19 protein-coding genes are annotated in these 21,741 nt (G+C 61.9%); 9 read left to right on the top strand and 10 right to left on the bottom strand.

The window, feature by feature from the left end; translation table 11 throughout:
* The first annotated feature begins 8 nt into the window (after positions 1-8).
* On the top strand, positions 9-743 hold the full coding sequence (locus CIT26_RS12075; RefSeq protein WP_095492791.1) for a flagellar biosynthetic protein FliO: 735 nt from the start codon (positions 9-11) through the stop codon (positions 741-743).
* Positions 744-844: 101 nt separating this feature from the next.
* Here CIT26_RS12075 and dksA read toward each other — a convergent pair whose 3' ends face one another.
* Entirely contained in the window at positions 845-1,261 is a 417-nt protein-coding gene (dksA, locus tag CIT26_RS12070) for an RNA polymerase-binding protein DksA (RefSeq protein ID WP_006202025.1), read from the bottom strand.
* Between the two features lie 264 nt (positions 1,262-1,525).
* On the opposite strand from dksA, the gene CIT26_RS12065 reads away from it, so the two are divergent.
* From CIT26_RS12065 to CIT26_RS12050, 4 genes are all read left to right on the top strand, one after another.
* Positions 1,526-2,029: a SixA phosphatase family protein gene (locus CIT26_RS12065; protein ID WP_095492790.1), complete on the top strand. Its 504-nt coding sequence runs from the start codon at positions 1,526-1,528 to the stop codon at positions 2,027-2,029.
* 320 nt (positions 2,030-2,349) lie between these two features.
* Positions 2,350-3,864 carry a YcjX family GTP-binding protein gene (locus tag CIT26_RS12060; RefSeq protein ID WP_095492789.1) on the top strand — a complete coding sequence of 505 codons (1,515 nt, stop codon included), beginning with the start codon at positions 2,350-2,352 and terminating at the stop codon, positions 3,862-3,864.
* Positions 3,861-4,949: a YcjF family protein gene (locus CIT26_RS12055; protein ID WP_095492788.1), complete on the top strand. Its 1,089-nt coding sequence runs from the start codon at positions 3,861-3,863 to the stop codon at positions 4,947-4,949. Before CIT26_RS12060 ends, CIT26_RS12055 begins: the two co-directional genes overlap by 4 nt.
* A gap of 189 nt (positions 4,950-5,138) precedes the next feature.
* On the top strand, positions 5,139-5,693 hold the full coding sequence (locus tag CIT26_RS12050) for a hypothetical protein (RefSeq protein WP_095492787.1): 555 nt from the start codon (positions 5,139-5,141) through the stop codon (positions 5,691-5,693).
* A 98-nt stretch (positions 5,694-5,791) separates the two neighbouring features.
* Here the strand turns inward: CIT26_RS12050 and CIT26_RS12045 are convergent, their stop codons facing one another.
* On the bottom strand, positions 5,792-6,058 hold the full coding sequence (locus tag CIT26_RS12045) for a hypothetical protein (RefSeq protein ID WP_095492786.1): 267 nt from the start codon (positions 6,056-6,058) through the stop codon (positions 5,792-5,794).
* A gap of 250 nt (positions 6,059-6,308) precedes the next feature.
* Between CIT26_RS12045 and CIT26_RS12040 the strand changes: the two genes are divergently transcribed.
* Both CIT26_RS12040 and CIT26_RS12035 read left to right on the top strand, forming a co-directional pair.
* Positions 6,309-8,165, top strand: a complete 1,857-nt coding sequence (locus CIT26_RS12040) for a monovalent cation:proton antiporter-2 (CPA2) family protein (RefSeq protein ID WP_095492785.1) — start codon at positions 6,309-6,311, stop codon at positions 8,163-8,165.
* Positions 8,162-8,710, top strand: coding sequence for a DUF924 family protein (locus tag CIT26_RS12035; protein WP_167391379.1), 549 nt, complete (start codon positions 8,162-8,164; stop codon positions 8,708-8,710). Before CIT26_RS12040 ends, CIT26_RS12035 begins: the two co-directional genes overlap by 4 nt.
* Before the next feature lie 48 nt (positions 8,711-8,758).
* Here the strand turns inward: CIT26_RS12035 and folK are convergent, their stop codons facing one another.
* From folK to folP, 3 genes are all read right to left on the bottom strand, one after another.
* Positions 8,759-9,271 (bottom strand): 2-amino-4-hydroxy-6-hydroxymethyldihydropteridine diphosphokinase, encoded by a 513-nt coding sequence (gene folK, locus CIT26_RS12030; RefSeq protein WP_095492784.1) that lies wholly within the window; start codon positions 9,269-9,271, stop codon positions 8,759-8,761.
* Entirely contained in the window at positions 9,255-9,614 is a 360-nt protein-coding gene (gene folB, locus CIT26_RS12025) for a dihydroneopterin aldolase (protein WP_095492783.1), read from the bottom strand. Before folB ends, folK begins: the two co-directional genes overlap by 17 nt.
* 74 nt (positions 9,615-9,688) lie before the next feature.
* Positions 9,689-10,573, bottom strand: coding sequence for a dihydropteroate synthase (gene folP, locus CIT26_RS12020; RefSeq protein WP_095492782.1), 885 nt, complete (start codon positions 10,571-10,573; stop codon positions 9,689-9,691).
* A gap of 84 nt (positions 10,574-10,657) precedes the next feature.
* Here folP and CIT26_RS12015 point away from each other — a divergent pair, with 84 nt between their 5' ends.
* Positions 10,658-11,275, top strand: a complete 618-nt coding sequence (locus CIT26_RS12015) for a DUF922 domain-containing Zn-dependent protease (protein ID WP_167391378.1) — start codon at positions 10,658-10,660, stop codon at positions 11,273-11,275.
* A 46-nt stretch (positions 11,276-11,321) separates the two neighbouring features.
* Here CIT26_RS12015 and CIT26_RS12010 read toward each other — a convergent pair whose 3' ends face one another.
* The 3 genes from CIT26_RS12010 to CIT26_RS12000 form a co-directional block, all read right to left on the bottom strand.
* On the bottom strand, positions 11,322-12,350 hold the full coding sequence (locus CIT26_RS12010; RefSeq protein WP_095493057.1) for an NAD(P)/FAD-dependent oxidoreductase: 1,029 nt from the start codon (positions 12,348-12,350) through the stop codon (positions 11,322-11,324).
* Positions 12,351-12,558: 208 nt separating this feature from the next.
* Complete coding sequence (locus tag CIT26_RS12005) at positions 12,559-12,879, bottom strand: 2Fe-2S iron-sulfur cluster-binding protein (protein WP_006334837.1); 321 nt, start codon at positions 12,877-12,879, stop codon at positions 12,559-12,561.
* A 100-nt stretch (positions 12,880-12,979) separates the two neighbouring features.
* Positions 12,980-13,348 (bottom strand): Hpt domain-containing protein, encoded by a 369-nt coding sequence (locus tag CIT26_RS12000; RefSeq protein ID WP_095492780.1) that lies wholly within the window; start codon positions 13,346-13,348, stop codon positions 12,980-12,982.
* Between the two features lie 271 nt (positions 13,349-13,619).
* Between CIT26_RS12000 and CIT26_RS11995 the strand changes: the two genes are divergently transcribed.
* Positions 13,620-20,459, top strand: a complete 6,840-nt coding sequence (locus CIT26_RS11995) for a kinesin (RefSeq protein ID WP_095492779.1) — start codon at positions 13,620-13,622, stop codon at positions 20,457-20,459.
* 76 nt (positions 20,460-20,535) lie between these two features.
* Here CIT26_RS11995 and CIT26_RS11990 read toward each other — a convergent pair whose 3' ends face one another.
* Together CIT26_RS11990 and CIT26_RS11985 are read right to left on the bottom strand one after the other, a co-directional pair.
* Positions 20,536-20,979: an SRPBCC family protein gene (locus CIT26_RS11990; RefSeq protein ID WP_095492778.1), complete on the bottom strand. Its 444-nt coding sequence runs from the start codon at positions 20,977-20,979 to the stop codon at positions 20,536-20,538.
* A gap of 392 nt (positions 20,980-21,371) precedes the next feature.
* Positions 21,372-21,719 (bottom strand): YciI family protein, encoded by a 348-nt coding sequence (locus CIT26_RS11985; RefSeq protein WP_095492777.1) that lies wholly within the window; start codon positions 21,717-21,719, stop codon positions 21,372-21,374.
* Between the last annotated feature and the right edge of the window lie 22 nt (positions 21,720-21,741).

Here is a 21,741-nt window from a genome sequence, read left to right as displayed (position 1 = left end):
GGGCACTAATGCAAGGGCTGGATAGCGTTTTGGGTCCTTATGCCGCGGAAATCCTGTGGACGCTGGTCGCGCTTGTCCTTCTGGTCATTATTCTCCTCATCATCAAGCTGGTCCGCAATCTGACCTTTGGAACATTCGTTGCCGGCGGCAGGAACCGCAAGACGCGCCTGGCCGTCATGGACGCCACCGCTGTCGACAGTCACCGCCGGTTGGTGCTGGTGCGCCGCGACGACATCGAGCACCTGCTGTTGATCGGAGGCCCAACCGATGTCGTCGTCGAACGCGACATCCGGCTGTCGGCGCTGCGCCGTCCTGCACTGACCGGAGATAGCGGCGGCCATCAACCGGCACCGCGGCCGCGCGCGCCTCAACCGGCTCCTGCGCCAATGATGCAAGCACCGCCTCCGCAGCCGGTAAGCGCGGCCCCGACGCCTGTCCGGCCCCATCAGACGGCGCCAGCGCCGAAGCCAGCAGCGCAAAGCCATCAATCGGCGACCATCACGCCGCTGCCCGCCTACGGATCGGCGAATGCCAGTGCCTTTCTACACGCGTCATCGCCGGCAAGACAGGATTCCCCGCCAAAGCAGGATTCTATTGACGATACGCTGATGAGGGAGCTCGAAGTCTCGTTTGATGACCCGCACCCCGCCAAGCCGGAGAGCAAGCCGGCGGCAAAGGGGCCGTCGTCTCTCGATGACGAGATGACGAAGCTTCTCGGCGAGCTTTCCAGCCAGAAAAGATAACCGGCCAAAAACCGGGCCAGCGAACAGCTAACAAAAAAATGGCCGGAGACCGGCCATCACAAAATTCGCTATTGCTGCTTTTTAGGCGCTCCGCCTGTGCTTCAGTCGTCGCGGTAGACCTTCTCGCGGCGCTCGTGGCGCTCCTGCGCCTCGATCGACAAGGTCGCGATCGGACGCGCATCGAGCCGCTTCAGCGCGATGGGCTCGCCGGTTTCTTCACAATAGCCGTAAGTGCCTTCATCAATGCGCTGAAGCGCGGAATCAATTTTTGAAATGAGTTTTCGCTGGCGATCGCGGGCGCGAAGTTCGATGGCGCGGTCAGTTTCCGAAGAGGCGCGATCAGCGAGATCGGGGTGGTTGGCGTTTTCCTGCTGCAGGATTTCGAGAGTTTCGCGCGCTTCGCGCAGTATGTCGTTCTTCCAGGTGACGAGCTTCAGGCGAAAGTAGGATTTCTGCCGTTCGTTCATGAACGGCTCGTCTTCGGAGGGTACGTAATCGGCAGTAACGATGTCGTTCATTCGACTCACCCAAACAGCCCCAATTTTGGCGCCTATATATTCGCGGACCGAATGCGGCACAAGCGTAATCGACGACAGTTTCACGCAATTGTTAATGTCGGGCAAAACGGTAATGGCCGCATCATTCGCATGAAGGGCGCGACCGAATTCGCGTATGATTTGTTGGCTTTGAAAGGTGCTGGCCATTGTGCATAAGGCCGTTCTCATGGCTAATCCTGCAGCGCCTTTTGACGAGTTTCGGTGTTTGGCACAAGCGAGGGGCCGGTGAGCAAGCTTTATCTGTTGAGGCATGCCAAGGCCGGATGGGCCTTGCCCGGCATGCGCGATTTCGATCGTCCACTCGACGCATCCGGCCTCGCCGACGCCGAAACGATGGGTGCGGCCATGCGGGCCCGCAGCTACATTCCGGACCTCACCCTTTGCTCCAACGCAAAGCGAGCGCGCCAGACGCTGGAAGGCCTGGCCGGCCACACCGATACAGGTCGGGTCCTGTTCTTGGACACGCTCTATAGCGAGGACGCCGCCGGTTATCTCTCGATCATCCGCGGCAATGGCGGGCCAGGCTCGCTGCTCCTCATCGGCCACAACCCGATGACGGAAGATCTCGCTATCGCGCTTTCGGGCGATGGCGACGAGACTGCGAGGGGAATTCTGAACCACGGCTTCCCGGCCTCCGGCCTTGCGGTCGTCCGTTTTCCAGGCAGTCTTGCCAACGCCGCGCAAGGCACCGGCTATCTCGAAGCCTTCGTGACGCCAGCCGATCTCTGACGCCATTTCAACCTAGCGTGGTGGATTTGAAGTTCCTGCCACTTCAATGGCATCAGCGTTCAGGAACTTCAAATCCAAAAACACATTACAGCGCCGCGCATCCTCTTGGACGCGCAAAGGACGCTGTCCAACTCAATTTTGCGCATGATCTTTTTCCGAGCCTATGGTTCGGGTTCATGCGCGAATTCAATGATTTGCTAGTGTGGCTTAGAATCCGAAATTCGCTCACTGCGCTGCTCCAAGGTACTGCGAATTTCGGATTCGCCACACTAGGCAGCAGCGTCTATATCGGGTCGTACCGAAGCCCCGAGAGACGCATTTTGGCATCATCGCTGACCACTTTCACCGACGAGGCGAAGATTGCCCTGGATACGCTGTCGGGGCGCGCTACCGGGCTTTTTTCGCCATCGCTGCGGCTGGGTGTCACTGGCCTTTCCCGCGCGGGCAAGACAGTGTTCATCTCAGCCTTTGTCCACAATCTGATCCATGGCGGGCGCTTGCCGCTGTTCGCGGCGCAGAAATCGGGACGCATCGCCCGTGCCTTCCTCGAAGAGCAACCGGATGACGCCGTACCGCGATTCCAGTACGAGGATCACGTAGCGGCCCTGGTCAACGACCGCCTCTGGCCGGATTCGACAAGGGCCATTTCCGAGCTGAGGCTCACCATCGAATATGAATCGGCCTCCGGCTGGAGCCGCATGTTTTCATCAGGCAAATTGTCGGTCGATATCGTCGACTATCCCGGCGAATGGCTGCTCGACCTGCCGCTGCTCGGCAAATCCTACGCTGATTTCTCACGCGAAGCCTTCGAAATGGCCGTGCTGCCGGTGCGCGTCGACCTTTCACAGGAATGGCGCGCGCTCTCGGCAGCGGTCGATCCGAATGCGGACGCCGACGAGATGACGGCGCGCCGCCTCGCCGAGAGCTTCGCCGCTTATCTCAAGGCATGCAAGCTCGACGAGCGGGCGCTTTCGACCCTGCCACCCGGCCGTTTCCTGATGCCCGGCGATCTTGAGGGCTCGCCGGCGCTGACTTTCGCGCCCTTGCCGAGCCTGAGTGAGCGGCGGGCGCGTTCCGGGTCGCTTCAGGCGATGATGGAGCGGCGCTACGAGGCCTACAAGACATATGTCGTAAAGCCGTTCTTCCGGGAGCACATCACGCGCCTCGACCGTCAGATCGTGGTGATAGACGCCCTGCAGGCCTTGAACGCAGGCCCCGGCGCCATGGCCGATCTCGAACGTGCTGTGACCGAAATCCTCGCATGTTTCCGCCCCGGCCGCGGCAATTTCCTGACCGACTTTTTTTCAAGGCGCATCGACCGCATATTGGTGGCGGCGACGAAGGCGGACCATCTGCACCACGAAAGCCACGACCGACTGCAGGCGATCGTGCGGCGGCTTGCCGACCGTGCCGTGGCGCGGGCGAATTTCACCGGCGCCGATGTCGACGTGGTTGCCCTGGCGGCGGTGCGCGCGACCCGGGAAGGCACGGTCAAGCAAGGCCGTGAGACGTTGCCGGTCATCATTGGCACACCGTTGAAAGGTGAAAAGATCAACGGCGAAACATTTGATGGAAAGACCGAAACAGCCATATTTCCCGGTGATTTACCGGAGAAAATTGATGCAGTGTTCGATGTCTCTGGGCCAGACCATCGGCAGAGCCCAGACCATCGGCAAAGCCCAGACCATCGACAAAGTAATGATGACCCGGCAATCCGCTTCGTGCGCTTTCGCCCGCCAAAGCTCGAACGCACGGCTGAAGGCGTCACGCTGTCGCTGCCGCATATCAGGCTCGACCGCGCCCTGCAGTTCCTGATCGGAGATCGTCTGGCATGACCGCGCCCCGCAAGCCGGCGGCTTTTCGCATCGAGCCGGAAGCCCCGCCAAAAGAACGGGCAGCCTTGCGGCAGCCCGACGCTCCATCGGCCAGAAAGCCACGCGCCGCGAAGGCTGATCTTGCCGTCGTCACTCCGGCGGAAATCGACGTTTTCGACGAGCCAGATATTATCGCCGCCGAACCGCCGCCGGCCACCGCGCCGCGTAAGCGTTCGATATCAGGTGGCTTGTTGTTCGGCGCATTGGGCGTTCTGGTTTCGCTGGGCCTCGGCCTTTGGACCGATCAGCTGATTCGCGATCTGTTCGCGCGTGCTGAATGGCTGGGCTGGCTTGCCGCCGGGATGGCCGCGATCGCGGTGCTGGCGCTTCTGGTCATCCTCGTCCGCGAATTCCTGGCGATCGCCCGCCTCGCCGAGGTCGAAAAGCTGCAGAAGCGGGCACTCGACGCCATTGCCCGCGACGATCCGAAGGCCGCTCGCGCCGTGGTCGACGAACTCTCGGCCTTTGTCGCGGCCAAACCCGAAACCGCGGCCGGCAGACGTGCGTTGGCAGACTTGCGCGACGAGATTATCGACGGTGGCAATCTGGTGCGCCTGGCCGAGACCGAAATCCTCGGCCCCCTCGATGCGCGCGCCAAGGTGATGATCCTCGAAGCGGCAAAGCGTGTGTCGCTGGTGACGGCGGTCAGCCCTCGCGCTCTGGTCGACGTCGCCTATGTCGTGTTCGAAGCGGGCCGGCTGATTCGCCGGCTGTCGGAACTTTATGGCGGCCGGCCGGGCACGCTGGGGTTCTTCAGGCTGGCGCGCAGCGTTCTCGCCCATCTGGCGGTGACCGGCTCGATTGCCGTGGGCGACAGTTTCGTTCAGCAGATCGTCGGCCATGGCCTCGCTGCTCGGCTCTCGGCCAAGCTTGGCGAAGGTGTCGTCAACGGCATGATGACGGCGCGCATCGGCATTGCTGCGATGGAGACCGCAAGGCCCCTGCCCTTCAGCGCCACGAGACGGCCCGGCATGGGTGATTTCCTGTCCGCGCTGACATCGTTTGCAACTAAAAAGCAGAAGGAAACATCGGCTTCCGACAATTGACAGCTATCTCCAGCGCCGCACGTCTAGTGAGCGCGAAAAGGACGCTGAAGCACTTTGATTACGCGCATGATCCCAGCGCAAATCGCTTCAGATTTTCGGAGCCATGCGCTAGCGGTGACGAAGCATTAACCAATCTTGTTCATGGTCGGACGGGTTCCAAACCAGTCTCTTTGTTGCCGGGTGTCGTCGATGAAAAGCGTGATCTTGTCTAGCGTCCTGCCGGTGGCGGTCGTGGTTTCAACAACTGCCTGCATGGCTGAAAAGACCTTTGCAGCAGAACGGGACAAGAAGTTCTTTCAATCGGTGGAAGGCGAATGGGTCGGCCCGGGGGAAATCGTCGCCGGCAAATACAAGGGCACGAAATTCACCTGCAATTTCACCGGTTCGACACCAGACGGCAAGATCGGCATGTCGCTCGACGGCGGCTGCCGGGTCGGCATGTTCACCCAGCAGATGTCGGCGACGATTCAGCACAAGGGCCGCGAGGGCTACAAGGGCAGCTTCATGGGCGGTGCTGCCGGTTCCGGCCTCGACATTGTCGGCGGCAACGTGGTCAGCGCCAACAAGGTCGTCTTCACCATCAACCGCAACCAGTTGCGAGGCGTCATGCAGGCTCTTGTCCCCAACGACAATTCGATGACGGTGACGGTTGCGGTGCGCGTCGACCAGCAATTGGTGCCGGTCATCGGCATGAAGCTGAAGCGCGTCGATACGGTCGAAGTCGGCTCCATCGCGCCGAACTGAGCGGCCATTGCGCGACCGATAGGACGTGCAGCGCTCTACTCTAGTTGCAAAAAAGCGGCAGCTACGGCCACCGCTTTTTCCAAAACTCCGATCGATACTCAGCCCTTGATGGCGGTGATCAACTCGTCATAGGCCTTGCAGGCCTCGTCCGCCGTCGTCGTGCCCTGATACTTGGTTGTGACCGCCTGGACCTTGGCGGTGAGGTCGGCTGCCTTGGCCGGATCCTTGGTAACGGCCTCCTGAAGGGCTGCAGTCATGTCCTGAGCTTTCTTGGCCAGCATTTCGGTCGTGCAGTCCGGCGCCTTCGAGCAGGCCGATCCGGCAAGTGCCGCGATGCCAACGGCAACAAGCAAAAAAATCTTCATGTCAGTCGTCTCCCTCAAAAAAGGCGGCCGACTTGATCGTCGTCCGCCCTTCACGGCCAAAGCCGCGCGTCCTTAGCGCCCGATTGCTGCAACACGCAACGCAGCGGGTGCATAAAGCTGTGGAGCGCGCCTGCAACACTGCTGCACCAGTTTCCGGATTCGGACTGTTCGATTTCAGCCGAAGCCCCTATCTTGGCCGCTCGATGCCGCAGCACGTGCAGCGGTCCCTAGAGAGAACGGAACGGCAGGCATGGCGGCAGAAGCAGCGGGCAGCGATCTGATCCACGTGGTGGCGCTGCTCGCCGCAGGTGTTGTCGCCGTACCGATCTTCAAGCGTGTGGGGCTTGGTTCCATCCTCGGCTATCTGGCGGCCGGCGTGGTCATCGGCCCGTTCGGCATCGGCATCTTTTCCGAATCGGAAGCCATTCTTCACGTCGCCGAGCTCGGCGTCGTCATGTTCCTGTTCATCATCGGGCTGGAGATGCAACCGTCGCGGCTGTGGGGACTCAGGCGAGAGATCTTTGGCCTTGGGGCATTGCAGGTCGGCGTGTGCGCGCTGTTGCTGACCGGCGTCGGACTGGCGGGAGGTTTTCCGGTCTCGCAATCCTTCGTCGCCGGCGCCGGCTTCGTGCTGACCTCGACGGCGATCGTCATGCAGCTTCTGGAGGAACGCGGTGAGATCGCCGCGCCCAAAGGCCAGCGCATTGTCTCCATCCTGCTGCTCGAGGACCTGGCGATCGTGCCGCTGCTGGCCCTGATCGCCTTCCTCGCGCCGGGCGGCGCCGATATGAGCTATGCGCAGCGGCTGACGGAGGTGGGCATCGGCCTTGCCGCCATCGTCGGGCTGGTGCTGGCCGGGCGTTATCTGCTCAATCCGTTCTTCCGCATCCTGGCGGACGCCCGCGCCCGCGAAGTGATGACCGCAGCCGCCCTTCTGGTCGTTCTGGGGTCGGCGCTTGCCATGCAGCTCAGCGGCCTGTCGATGGCGATGGGCGCTTTCCTGGCCGGCGTGCTGTTGTCGGAATCCACCTTCCGCCATCAGCTCGAGGCCGACATCGAACCATTCCGCGGTGTGCTGCTCGGGTTGTTCTTCCTCGCTGTCGGCATGTCGCTCGACCTGCATGTGGTCATCGAGAACTGGCGGATTGTCGTCATCTACGTCGTCGCCTACATGGTGATAAAGGCGATCGGCATCTATCTCGTCGCCCGCATCCTCAAGACCGGTCACCGGGAAGCGCTCGAGCGTGCCGTCTTCATGGCGCAAGGCGGCGAATTCGCCTTCGTTCTCTATTCCGCCGCCGCGGCGGTCGGCATCATCGACAGCCAGGCTAATGCGACCCTGACGGCGATCGTCATCATCTCCATGGTGCTGACACCGCTGGCCATTCTGGCATTGCGGTATCTGACGCCACGCGACGAGCAGTCGCTCGAAGGCGTCGACGTCGCCGATGGCCTTACTGGCAGCGTGCTGATCATCGGCTTCGGCCGCTTCGGCCAGATCGCCAGCCAACCGCTGCTGTTGCGCGGGATCGATGTGTCGATCATCGACAATGAGGTCGAGATGATCCAGGCGGCGGCCGATTTCGGTTTCAAGGTCTATTATGGCGATGGCACGCGGCTGGACATTCTGCGTGCCGCAGGCGCCGGCCGCGCGCGCGCCGTGTTGATCTGCGTCGACAAGCCCGATGTCGCCGTCCGCATCGCAAAGCTCATCAAGGCGGAGTTTCCCCTGCTGACCGTGCTGGCACGCGCTTTCGACCGCGGAACCGCGCTGCAGTTGATACGTGCCGACGTCGATTTCCAGATTCGCGAAACCTTCGAATCAGCGCTTGTCTTCGGCGGCTCCACGCTGGAAGCGCTGGGCGTCGACCCGGAGGAAGTCGCCGAGGTGATCGAGGATGTCCGCCATCGCGATGCCGCCCGCTTCGAGCTGCAGCTCGCCGAAGGCGTTCGCGCCGGAGCGCGATTCCTCAAGGGCAATATCGGCACGCCCATTCCGACACCGCTCAGCCAGCCACGCCACGCCGGTCAGGCGCTCAATGAAGAAACCGCCGGCGTTCTGCATAAATCCGAGCCTGCGGATTTAACACCTGGAGCAAACAGATGATCGAACTGGACGAGCGCGCGCTCTCCGTCACCAAATTCTGGCGTGACGCCGGGAAAGATGCATGGTTCGAGAAGAATGACGCCTTCGACGCGGAGTTCCGCAATCGGTTTCTCGACTTGCACTATGCTGCCGCGCGGCGTGGGTGCGACGACTGGTCGGAGCATGCCGAGGGCTCACTGGCGCTGATGATCCTGCTCGATCAGTTCCCGCGAAACTGCTTTCGCGGCACTGGCCATATGTATGCCACCGACCCGCTGGCAAGGCATTTTGCCGAGAAGGCGATCGCCGCCGGCCAGGATTTGGCGCTCGACGAAGAGCTGCGCGTCTTCCTCTATTTGCCTTATGAGCATTCGGAGCATCTCGCCGACCAGCTCAAATCCGTGGACCTCACTACCGCCAAAGCCCAATCCTATCTGAAGTATGCGGTCGAGCACCTGGAGATCATTCAGCGCTTCGGCCGCTTTCCGCATCGGAACAGGATGCTTGGCCGCGAGACGACCCCGGAGGAACAGGTGTTCCTCGACGGGGGCGGATTTTCCGGCTGAGATCAGTGCATCGGAGCCAAAGTGGTTAGAAGGTTTTGGTCCGATGCTTTAGGTCAGCCACCAATCCCGGCCGGACGACAATTGCTCGATGCCGCCGCTGTCGAGAGCGGCAAGCCGCTCCGCCACGCTTCTGCCGTCGACGGTGAGGTCAGGCGCGATCTCGGCCAGCGGCGCCAGAACGAAGGCGCGCTCCAGCATGCGCGGATGCGGCACTTGCAGCCCGGTTTCGTGGATAATCCGATCGCCGAACACCAGAATGTCGATGTCGATCAGGCGTGGACCCCAGCGCTCCTCGCGCACCCGCTTCAGTCTGCGCTCGACGTCGAGACAGAGATCGAGCAATGCATGTGGTGCGAGCACGGTCGAAATTTCGGCAGCCGCATTGAGAAAATCCGGCTGATCGCGCTTGCCCCAGGGCGGCGTGCGGTAAAGCGAGGAGACCACAACCACGCGCGTGTTCTCGTCGGCGTCCAGCATGCGCAGCGCCGCGCCCATCGACCTTGCCGGGTCGCCGAGATTGCCGCCAAGGCTGAGGTAGACTGTGCTATTCGGGCCAGACAACGGTCACCTCGACATGATCGAGCACACCGGGCACCGGAGCGTTCGGCTTGCGCACGGTAATCTCGGCCTTTCTGATCTGGGGAAACCGGGCCGTCAGCGCCCGGGCCACCTCCAGCGCCAGCGCTTCTATCAGAAAACGCCTCTCGCCGGTTATGATCTTTTCGATCACCCCGAAGGCGACACCATAGTGGACGGTATCCTCGATGGAATCGTCGACCAGCGCGCGGCCAGGTTCGACGGTGAGCGCAGCGTCGACATAGAAGCGCTGGCCGAGCGTCTCCTCCTCATCCAGCACACCGTGCCGGGCGAAGAAGGCGCAGTTTTTCATGCGGATGACATACATCGCTCAGCATCCCGCTCGATTAGAGCAATGTTGCGTCCACCTGGACGCACAACGCACACTCTAACGCTTTAAATCTACGCATCGGGCTTTCCGAAAATCGATTCCGATTTTCGAGCCTGTGCGGTGGTTTCACGCGCCAGCATAGCATCGGCAAGCGCCAGCGCATCCACATTGATTGCGACATCGTGGACGCGAAAAAGCTGCGCGCCCTTGAGCCTCAGTATGACGCTCGTCGCCGCCGTTCCGGCACCCCTGGCCGAGGCGTCGCGGCCGGTGACGGCGCCGATGAAGCGCTTTCGCGACGTACCGGCCATCAGCGGAAAGCCCAAGGCATCGAGTTCGGAAAACCGTGCCATCAGGTCGAGATTTTCCTCCGCTGTTTCCTTGGCGAAGCCAAAGCCCGGATCGAGCACGATTTGGTCGTCGGCAACGCCGCTTCGCCGGGCGATTTCCAGTGACTTCCTGAGGAAGGAAAATTGATCCTCGATCACGTCGGGCAGTTTTTGCCTGTCACGTCCTGTGTGCATGATGACCAGCCCGGCGCCGGTCTCGGCAGCGACGCGCGCGACGCCCGGTTCGCGCTGCAGGCCCCAGACATCGTTGACGATATGGGCGCCGGCAGCGACGGCAAGCCGGGCGGTGTCCTCGCGATAGGTGTCGACCGAAATCAGCGCCTTGCCAAGCCTGGCGAGCGCCTCGATGACAGGCAGCACGCGGGCCTGCTCTTCCTCGAAGGCTACCGGAGATGCGCCGGGACGTGTCGACTCCCCACCGACGTCAATGACGGAGGCCCCCTCTTCCACCATCCGGCGCGCCTGGGCCATCGCCTGTTCGGGCGCTAAGAACAGCCCGCCGTCGGAAAAGCTGTCCGGCGTGATATTGAGGATACCGACGATCACCGCCTTGCGGCCGAGGTCGAGATGACGTCCATGCGCCAGCTGCCATCGCCCTGTCGTCATTGTCCATCAACCATGTGTGATCCGCCAAAGATCAATTCTGTTGCGCCGGCAACGGCCGTAGCGCAAGGTAGGCAAAGAGGCAACATGATGAAACGATCACTGCTTTGCGCCCTGATGCTCGCTTTTTCCGCCTTGCCGGCGGGCACGGCGAGTTTGGTAAAGACATATAGCTATTTCAGCATCGGAGGCAGAACGCTCGATGATATCGGATCTCAGCTTACGAAACTTGGACCTCAGGTGAAAAGCACCGGGATGCGGCATCCAGGCGCCACGCAGATGGCGTTCACCACCCGCGTCAGCTATGCGGAAAAATCGAGCTCCTGCGCGATTGCTGACGCCGACGTCACTCTCAAGGTCAAGGTGATCCTTCCCGAGTGGCGCCGCTCGCGCAAGGCTGATGCGAGCGTAAGGCTGTTTTGGGATACATTGTCCGCCGACATCAAGCGCCATGAGGACCGCCATGTCGAGATTGCCAAGAACCATGCCCGAGACCTCGAGGATGCGCTGAAGGCGACCTATCCGCAGAAGACTTGCCAGGAGGCCAAGGCCAAGGCCGCGGAAATCGCCGCCGCTATTCTTGCCAAACACGACCGGGCCCAGATGCAATTCGATCGCGTCGAAACCATCAATTTCGAAAGCCGCATCCTGCGGCTGCTGCGCTATCGCATGGAGCGCGTCGAGAACGGCCGGCTGCCGGGTTAGCTCAGGCCAGATGGTAAGGTCGATTCTCGTGGAGTAGAAGTGGGCGTCAGCCGGCGACGCCGAGCTTCTTCTGCAGGCTGGTCGACGACGTCGTATACTGGAATACGATGCGCTCGCCGGGGCTGACGATGCGCTTGGCTGCCTGCGCCATCAGGGCGACCTCATGGAAGCCCGACAAGATCAGCTTCAGCTTGCCGGGGTACCAGTTGATGTCGCCGACGGCGAAGATGCCCGGTACCGATGTCTGGAATTTCTCGGTGTCGACCGGGATCATGTTCTCATGAAGATTGAGCCCCCACTCGGCGATCGGTCCGAGCTTCATGGTCAGGCCGAAGAACGGCAGCATCCGCGTGCACGGCACCTCGATATCGCCGCTGGGGCCTTTGATGGTCGCGGAGGAAAGCTGGCCGTCGGCGCCGGATAATCCCGTCACCTGCCCGACCTGGAAATCCAGTTCCTTCATCTCCTGCATGGCGTACATCTTGTTGACGCTGTCGGGCGCCGCGCGAAACTCCGGCCGCCGGTGGACCAGTGTCACGCTCTTGGCCACCGGCTGCAGGTTCAGCGTCCAGTCGAGCGCCGAATCGCCGCCACCGACGATGATGAGGTCGTGACCGCGAAATTCCTCCATCCGGCGAACCGAGTAGAAGACGCTCTTGCCCTCATAAAGCTCGATGCCCGGGATCGGCGGCCGCTTCGGCTGGAATGAGCCGCCGCCGGCGGCGATAACCACAACCTTGGCTTCAAACACCTCGTTCTCGTCGGTGATCACGCGAAAGCTGCCGTCCTCGAGCTTTTCGAGGCTTGAGACCATGCGGTTGAAGGTGAAGTCGGGCTTGAACGGCGCGATCTGCTCAAGCAGTCTGTCGACCAGGCCCTGCGCCGAAATCGATGGCCAGCCGGGAATATCGTAGATCGGCTTTTCCGGATAGAGTTCGGCGCATTGCCCGCCGGGCCGATCGAGTATGTCGATCAGATGGCATTTCATGTCGAAGAGGCCGAGTTCGAACACGGCGAACAGGCCGATAGGCCCCGCCCCGACAATCAATACGTCCGTCCTGGTGATATCGGTCATCAATGCGCCTTCGATGCGCACGACCGCAAAAATCGAAATCGATTTTCGCTGGGGATCATGCGCCAAATCACGATGCTACAGCGTCCTTTGCGCGTCCGAGAGAACGCGCGGCGCTGTAGAGAACGGCGCGACACTGCATGACCATTGGCCCGCTGCCAAGCCGGGCCCGGAAAAATCGGCTATATCTAGCGCTTCAGCCTTTCACGCTTCAGCCTTGGCGGGCGGGCACGCGCACAACCAGGCCGTCGAGAGCGTCGCGCACCTTGATCTGACAGGAGAGCCGTGAGTTCGGCTGGACGTCGTAGGCGAAGTCCAGCATGTCCTCTTCCATCGCTTCCGGCTCGCCGACTTCCGCCGTCCATGCCTCGTCGACATAGACGTGGCAGGTCGCGCAGGCGCAGGCGCCACCACATTCGGCCTCGATCCCCGGCACCGCGTTGCGGATCGCGTTCTCCATGACGGTCGAGCCGTTTTCGGCATCCACGTCAAAATGTGTGCCGTCATGGGCGATGAAGGTCAGCTTGGTCATTTGTCACCTGAAGGGAGTCCCAGCCGAGATAATCACTCCGGCAGACAAGTCAACTGCCGCGCGAAAGCGGCGCTCTATGCCGTTTTTTTCGGAAATCGGTTTAACGGCTGATGGCGGCGACGAAATCGCGGACTTCTTCGATCAGGGCGCCAAGCCGCTTGAGGGTATTGGTATCTTCAGGCTGAAGCTCGATCGCGCTGGCGCAATCGGCAATAGCGAAGGCGCCGACGCCGCGCGCCGAACCTTTCAGCCCGTGCGCCAGAAGCAGTCTTTGCCCCACATCGGCGTCAACGATCCTGTCGCGAACCGACAGCGCCTGCTGTACGAACAGCGCCAGCACCTCCTGCTCGAGGCTGCGGTCGCCCATCGTCTGGCGCGCCAGATGCGCCAGGTCCACCGGCCGCGACCCGGCCGTTCCCGACACGTCGCCGCCAGGCATCGAGAAGGCAATGCCGTTTTCGCAACGCATGACTCTGCAACTCCGTTCTTCCTGCCGCAAAAAATAGGCCCATCCTGTGGATGACGGGTTAATGATTGGCCCGGAAAAATGTTGCGATAACGGCACCGGAATCACAGTTTTGTTAACCTTATATTTAAAGTTTTACGTATCGCGCCGAATGCATGTTTTCTTTACCCCGGTGTGTCATTACGATACGACAGGTCCATTTTCAGCCTCTTGCGTGGGACACGACAAGCAGAATCAATAAGTCCCGCGGCAGCTTGTACAGGGTAGCGAAGGCATGGCGAAGAAAACATCGACGACAAGAACGCTCGACAACGACGTAGCCAGGGAACTCGAAAAAGCACTTGATATCGATCTGAGCGGCGATGCCGGCGGCGACCTCGATATCGCAGCGTCGATGGAAGATCTGGAAGCGCAGATATCGCAGGCTGCCGACGAGTTAGCCCGCGAAGGCCGTGACCAGAATGCCGAGCCTGTCGCCGACCAGAGCCAGAATGCTGAGCCTATCGCCGACCAGGGACAGAATGCCGAGCCCGCCAACTGGAGCCTACAAACGGAGCCTGCCAACCAGGACCAGAAAGCAAAGCCCGCGGCAATGGCCAAGCCAGCTGAACTGCGCTCTTTGGAAACGCGCAATGGCCAGCCGGCCGGCTTCACGCCGGCCAATGACCCGCGTCAAAAAGACTACAAAACGCTGCTGCACACCCTCAATCGGCGGGCCTCGAACACGATCTACTGGATCGTGGCGCTCGTTTCGCTCGTCTGGATCGCGGGCGCCGGTGCAGTGGCCAATCTGGCGTTTGGACCCGGCATTTGGCAAATCCGCACGCCCGGCCAGTTCTTCGCCCGTCCCGAACTGATCGGCCTGGCGATCGCTGCGATCCTGCCCGTCCTCCTGTTCTGGGCGTTTGCAGCCATGATCCGCCGCGCGCAGGAAATGCGCATCGCGGCTCAATCGATGACCGAAGTGGCCTTCCGCCTGACCGAGCCGGAAAATATCGCCCAGGATCGCGTCATGATGATCGGCCAAGCCGTCCGCCGCGAGGTGGCGGCCATGGGTGAAGGCATCGAGCGCACGCTTGCGCGTGCCGTCGAGCTCGAAACCCTGGTCCACAGCGAGGTGAACCAGATCGAACGCTCCTACTCGGAGAATGAATCGCGCATCCGCTCTCTTGTCGACGGGCTGGGCAGCGAGCGCGAAGCGGTGGTCACCCACGCCGAACGCGTGCGCGCCTCGATCACCGGCGCGCATGAGACGCTGAAGGACGAAATCGGGGCTGCCAGCGACATCATTCGCGACAGCATCCTCAACGCCTCGACCAACCTGTCGATGACCATCACCAATTCCGGCGACACGCTGATCGACAGGATCAACCAAAGCTCGCTGTCGATCTTCGATTCGGTGGAAGGCCGGCTCGAATCGATCACGGACCGGCTGTCGACCTCCGGCGAAGCCTTCGCCAGCCTTCTCGATACACGCATCGCCAAGCTGACGGACACGACCGACGGCCTCACCCGGTCGCTGACCGATCTGCTCGACGATCGGACCTCCGGCATGGTATCGCTGCTCGGCGGCGCCGCGCGTACGCTCAACTCCGAATTTGAAGCCAGTCTTGACGGCATCGAGCGGACGCTGGCCGAACGCGGCCAGGCGCTGATTAGTGAATTCCAGACCCGCGCCGAAGCGCTCGACACCGGCACCCAGAAGCTCAACGCCGCGCTCGAGGCCCGCGCACGCCAGATCAACGAGACGCTGGTCGAGCGCGCGCGCGAAATCGCCCATACCTTCCAGGAGAGCAAGGAGACGCTGTCGGCTATGATCGATCAGGGCAAGACCCAGATCGGCGCCGACATGGCCGACATTGTTTCGTCGACTTCGTCCATGCTTGAAGCACGCGCCGGCGATTTCGCCGGGCGCATGGAAGCGGCCCGTCATGTGGTGTCGCGCTCCTTCGACGCCGACATCCAGCGGCTTTCCGATGCCCGCGTCGGCATCGAAGAAGCCGTCGAGAACCACAGCCGCAAGCTTTCCGAAAGCCGCGAACGCATGGCGGCGGCAATGCAGGCCGATCTTGCGAAATTCGCCGAAAGCCGCGCCGGCATCGACGCGGCCGTCACCGACCAGGTGCAGAAGCTTGCCGAAGGCCGCAACCTGATCTCGCGCGCCCTCGAGGAGGATCTGCGCAAGGTCAACGAGTCAAGCGCCGCCATCGATGCTTCGCTCGGCAGCCATCTCGAAAGGCTCGAAGAGGGCCGAAACAGGCTTTCACAAGCATTGAACGAAGACTCCGGAAAACTTGTACAAGCCCGTACGATCATTGACGAAATGGTTGCCGGCCATGTTGGCAAGCTCGCCGAAGGCCGCAGCATTCTTTCACGCGCCCTCGAGGCTGATCTCGGCAAGCTGGCCGACAGTCGCGCCAGCATCGACGGGCTGGTCGCCGGTCAGGTCGAGAAGATCGCCGAAGGTCGCGCCATACTCGCCAAGGCGTTGGAGACCGACATTGTCGGCATCAAAGATCTCATCGAGAGCCATTCCGCCAAACTGGCGGAAGACCGCAGCCTGCTTTCGCACTCGCTTGAAGGCGACCTGTCCGGCATCCGAGGCCTGATCGAGGACCATTCGGGCAGGCTCGCCGACGATCGCAGCCTGCTTTCGCAGACGCTCGAGGCAGACCTCGCCAAATTGGCGGAAAGCCGGTCGAGCATCGACGGGCTGGTCGCCGGCCAGGTCGAGAAGTTGGCCGAAGGCCGCGACATCCTCAAGCGCGCGCTGGAATCCGATCTCAACACGATCAAGGACGTCATATCAGGCCAGTCCGAAAAGCTGGCGGAAGACCGTGGTCAGCTCTCGAAGGCGTTGGAAACCGACCTGCAGAGCGTGAATGGCCTTATCTCCGATCACATGAACAGGCTCGCCGAGGACCGTTCAATCCTGTCGAAGGCGCTCGAAGACGACCTCGCCAAACTGGCTGAAAGCCGGTCGAGCATCGATGGTCTGGTTACCGGCCAGGTCGAGAAGCTGGCCGAGGGCCGCGACATCCTCAAGCGCGCGCTGGAATCCGATCTCAACACGATCAATGACGTCATAGCAGGCCAGTCCGAAAAGCTGGCGGAAGACCGTGGCCAGCTCTCGAAGGCGTTGGAAACCGACTTGCAGAGCGTAAACGGGCTTATCTCCGATCACATAAACAGGCTCACCGAGGACCGTTCAATCCTGTCGAAGGCACTCGAAGACGACCTTGCCAAGCTGGCCGAAAGCCGGTTGAGCATCGATGGTCTGGTCACCGGCCAGGTCGAGAAGCTGGCCGAGGGCCGCGACATTCTCAAACGCGCGCTGGAATCCGATCTCAACACGATCAAGAGCGTTATCGCAGACCAGTCCGAAAAGCTGGCGGAAGACCGCTCGACCCTGTCCAAGGCGCTCGAAGATGACCTCGCCAAGCTGGCGGAAAGCCGGTCGAGCATCGACGGGCTGGTTGCCGGCCAGGTCGAAAAGCTGGCCGAAGGCCGCGACATTCTCAGACGTGCGCTGGAAGCAGACCTCAATACCATCAAGGGTGTCGTCGCCGACCAGTCGCAGCAGCTGACCGACAATCGCGCACAGTTTGCGCAGGCGCTGGAAGCCGATCTCGGCAGCGTCAACGGTCTTGTAAACAGCCATGCCGAGAAACTCCTCCAGGAGCGCTCGACCCTGTCCAAGGCACTCGAAGACGACCTCGCCAAACTGGCGGAAAGCCGGTCGAGCATCGACGGGCTGGTAGCCGGCCAGGTCGAGAAGCTGGCCGAAGGCCGCGACATCCTCAGACGCGCCCTGGAAGCAGACCTCAATACCATCAAGGGTGTCGTCGCCGACCAGTCCCAGCAGCTGACCGACAATCGTGCAGAGTTTGTGCGGGCGCTGGAGGCCGATCTCGGCAGTGTCAACGGTCTCGTAAACAGCCACGCCGAGAAGCTCATCCAGGACCGCTCGATCCTGTCCAAGGCGCTTGAAGACGACCTCGCCAAACTGGCGGAAAGCCGGTCGAGCATCGACGGGCTGGTTGCCGGCCAAGTCGAGAAACTGGCCGAAGGCCGCGATATCCTCAGACGTGCGCTGGAAGCAGACCTGCAGAAAATTGCGGCGAGCCGCAGCGAGGTGGACGACATCATCGCCGGGCATGTCGGCAAACTGGGCGAAGGCCGCGACGCGCTGACCCGTGCGCTGGAGGACGATCTCTCCAAGCTCGCCGATACGCGCAAGGAAGTCGACCGTTCCCTGTCCGGCCATATCGACCAGATCGCCGCCAGAAGCACCGACATCTCGGACGCCATTGCCGCCGACGTCGAAAAGATCGAGCAGGCGTTCAGCCGCCAGACCGGCATCATCGAGGAGCGCGCCGGAACCATGGAGCGCGCGCTGTCGACCGGTGTCGACAACGTCCGCAGCGTGCTCGAAAAGAGCGCCGTCTTCGTTGCGGGAGCGCTGCGTGAAAAGGTCATGGAAGTCACCAGCGCGCTGCATGAGCAGGCAGGTGCGGCGTTCAGCGACGCCGATCGCAAGATCGCCGAACGTGCCGAGCAGACCTCGGCCGCCTTGCTCGCCAGGGCGGAGGATATCGCCCGCACCTTCGAGGAGGCGGACCGCCGCCTCGCCGCACGTGCCGAAGACACGTCGAGCACGCTCATTGCCCGTGCCGAGGATACATCCAGCGCAATCATGGCCCGTGTCGACGACACATCGAACTCCTTGCTGACGCGCGCCCAGGAAACAGCCGACCAGCTGGCCGCTCGTGCCAGCGAGATCGCCGGTACATTCGATGCTGCGGACCAGAAGCTGGTTGCCCGCGCGGTCGAAACGGCGCAGTCGCTGGCGGCACGCGCCGGCGACATCCTGCGCAATTTCGAAGGCGCCGACGAACGGCTCGGCGTGCGAATCGGCGAATCGGCCGAAGCGCTAGCAGCGCGGGCATCGGACCTTGGCCGCATTTTCGATGCCGCCGACCAGCAGTTGATCTCGCGCATCGCCGAAGGTTCGGAAGCGCTGTCGGCCCGCGCATCCGAGATCGGCCGTATCTTCGACGAGGCGGATCACCGTCTGGTATCCCGCATCGCCGACAGCACGTCGACGATCGGAGAACATGCCGACAACATCGTCGGGGCGTTTGCCAGCACCGAGCAGCGGGTTGCCGAACGTGCGAGGCAGACCGGTCAGGAACTGGCCGTCCACGCCCGTGAAATCGAACAGGCGCTCGCCGGCGCCGACGAGCGCCTGGCATCCAGCGCAGCGGCTGCGGCGGCTCGCGTCGAGGAGCAGGTTGCCGGCGTCGAAAACCGTCTCGTCTACACCACCGAAACGATAGGCCAGAAGCTCAACGAGCAGGTTTCGACCGCTGAGGCGCAACTCATTTCGCGCGCCAACTCGATCGCCGAAACCTTCACTGCCGTCGGCCAGCATATCGGCCAGAGCACCAACGACGCGGCGAAGACCATCGGCACCAACACCCGCGAGCTCAACACCATGCTTGCGGCACGTTCGGCCGAGATCTCGAAAATCCTCGACGAAACGGCTCGGCCTCTGGTCGAGCGCTTCGCCCACGGCGGCTCGGAACTGCAAAAGAGCATGGAAGAGGTGACCGAACGCGCCACCGAGAAGCTGCGCAGCGAAAACGCCGCCTTGGTCGACGCGCTCGCCAGCCGCACGGCCGAAACATTGTCGGCCGTCGAAGGCGCGCGCTCGACGCTCGCCGACAGTGTCGCCGATCTTATCGGCCGTATGAGCACCTCGAGCTCGCAGCTCGGTCAGTTGATCGAGCAGGCGGCGGCCAATCTCGGCCAGGTCGACGAACGCCTGACCGGCAGCACGCAAAGCTTTGCCGCGACGACGGAAAAAGCCGCGCAGACCTTCGCCAGTTCGGCACGCCTGGTCGATTCGAACACGACACGGCTTACCGAGCTGTCATCCGCGACCTTGCGCGAGGTTGCCTCGATCGCCACCAAGTTCGACGAGCACAGCCGATTGCTGTCCAGTGCTTCGGATCTGTTGAGCTCGGCCCAGAGCAACCTCGAACACACGCTGGAAAGGCAATCGTCGCTGGAGGACCTCGCCGTCGGCCTGGTCAAGAAGTCAGAGGATCTCGAAAAGGTCATGCGCTCGTTCGAGGATCTGGTCGGCCAGACGTTGCAGAACGCCGAAGGCAAGACGCTGGAGTCGGCGGACAAGATCCGTACCGCCATCTCCGACGTCGTCGATTCGGCAACGAAGCGCTTCGCCGACGCGACCGAGGAGATGCGGCGCACCGCCGGCTCGATCAAGAGCGAGCTCGACCTCACCCGCGCCGAGCTCAAGAAGGGCGTCATCGAGATGCCGGAAGAGGCAAAGGAATCGACCACGGCCATCCGCCGCGCCGTTTCCGAGCAGATCAACGCGCTGAAGGAACTTTCGGAAATCGTTGCGAAATCGGGCCGCAACACCGACTCCTCGGAGCCGCGCAACCTGCGTCCTGCGCCGCAAGCGCCTGCCGCGCGCGCCGCTGAGCCGCAGCGCCGTCCTCCGGGCCCGCAACCGGAGCCTCTTGGCCCGCAGGCGCCATCGGGTGACACCGCACTGCGCGGCAGCCTCGACCTGGAACGCCCGGCTGAGACGGCGCCGCGCCAGCGCGACCCCAATGGCCGTACGCCGCAGGGCGGCTGGGTGCGCGATCTCTTGACCGGGGCATCGCGCGAAGACGGCGCCAAGCCCGCGGCACCTTCGGAAGCGCCACGCTCGGCCCCTGCCCAGCGCTCGCCGCTTCATGTCGTGGAGTCGCTCAACTCGCTTTCCGTCGACATCGCCCGCGCCATCGATCACGACGCCTCGATCGAGCTGTGGGACCGCTACCGGCGCGGCGAGCGTGACGTGTTCACGCGGCGTCTCTACACGTTGAAGGGTCAGCAGACTTTCGACGAGATCCGTCGCAAATATCAGATGGAGGCGGAGTTCCGCGCCGCCGTCGACCGTTACTGCGACGATTTCGAAAAACTGCTCAAGGACGTGTCGCGCAACGACCGCGACAATATGATGGCGCAGACCTACCTTACGTCTGATACCGGCAAGGTCTATACGATGCTTGCACACGCCAGCGGCCGCCTGCATTGATCAGGCGATAGAGACCGAAAAGGCGGGAAAATTCCCGCCTTTTTCATGCCGTCCCCGCGTCCTCGGGGATAATGCTCTATTGATTGATCTCCGGTTCGACGAGCCTTGCCAGGTTTCGCAGCGACTCCTGCCAACCGAGATAACAAGCCTCAGCTGGAATGACGTCCGGAACACCTGCCTGCGTGATATCCAGTTCCGTGCCGACTGATACTTTCTTCAATATCACCGTCACCTGCATCTCACCGGACAAGTCAGGATCGTCGAACTTGTCCGTATAGCGCAGGCGTTCGCCCGGAACGAGCTCGACATATTCACCGCCAAACGCGTGGCTTTTGTCCGTTGTGAAGTTGCGGAACGACATTTTGAATGTGCCGCCGACTTTGGGTTCCAGATGATAAACCGTGCAGGTAAAGCCGTTAGGCGGTAGCCATTTCGCAAGCGCGTCCGCCTCAAGGAAAGCGCGGTAGACTTTTTCTGGGCTGGTTGCCAGGACGCGGTGCAGGCGTACGGTACTGGGCATATCATTTATCCTTGTGATTGGAGTGTCGTTCCATGCCCAAGGACGAACCGGTCTTGACCAATCCGACACAAGTTCTGAGGTTTTTGGAACCGGGGCCGCAGACCTTCATGTAGGGCTCTCTGCGACCGCTTTCGACCCTAGTCAGACATTCCCAGCTCAAATTTGCTCCCGGAAAGCGGACCTTCACCGAAACCAGCGGATTTGACCCGAATCGGCCATTCCGGCCGCCTATTGGCGTCTCGGAAGCGGACGTTTACGGCCGGTGGTAGTAGCCGGGGCATTTCGAAGCTAAAAACCGGCGGTCTCGCGCACCTCGATCGCCCCCATCCGAGNTATTGGCGTCTCGGAAGCGGACGTTTACGGCCGGTGGTAGTAGCCGGGGCATTTCGAAGCTAAAAACCGGCGGTCTCGCGCACCTCGATCGCCCCCATCCGAGCGAGCGAGTCCCGCTCCGCGATCTCCATCGCCTCCGCAAGGTTCTTCGCTTCGATGAGCAGGAAGCCACCCAGATGCTCCTTGGTCTCTGCGAAGGGCCCGTCGGTCCAACTCGCCTTGCCGGCACGAACGCGCAATGTCTTTGCGGTCTTTGGATCGGCAAGAGCGTTGGAGGCGAGATAGTGGCCTGATCGCCTGAGCTCTTCATTGGAAGCTAGGGACTCCCGGTCGATCTCGGCCCATTCCTCCTTGCTGGCGGCGTCAGCAAGGTTTTGATCGATGTAGAAGAGACAAAGGTAGCGCATCGGGTTCCTCCATGGTGCCGTC

The sequence above is a fragment of the Mesorhizobium temperatum genome (genome assembly GCF_002284575.1).
GTDB classification, from domain to species: domain Bacteria; phylum Pseudomonadota; class Alphaproteobacteria; order Rhizobiales; family Rhizobiaceae; genus Mesorhizobium; species Mesorhizobium temperatum.
Note: the sequence above shows the minus strand (reverse complement) of the source record. Positions and strands in the feature narration are given on the sequence as shown.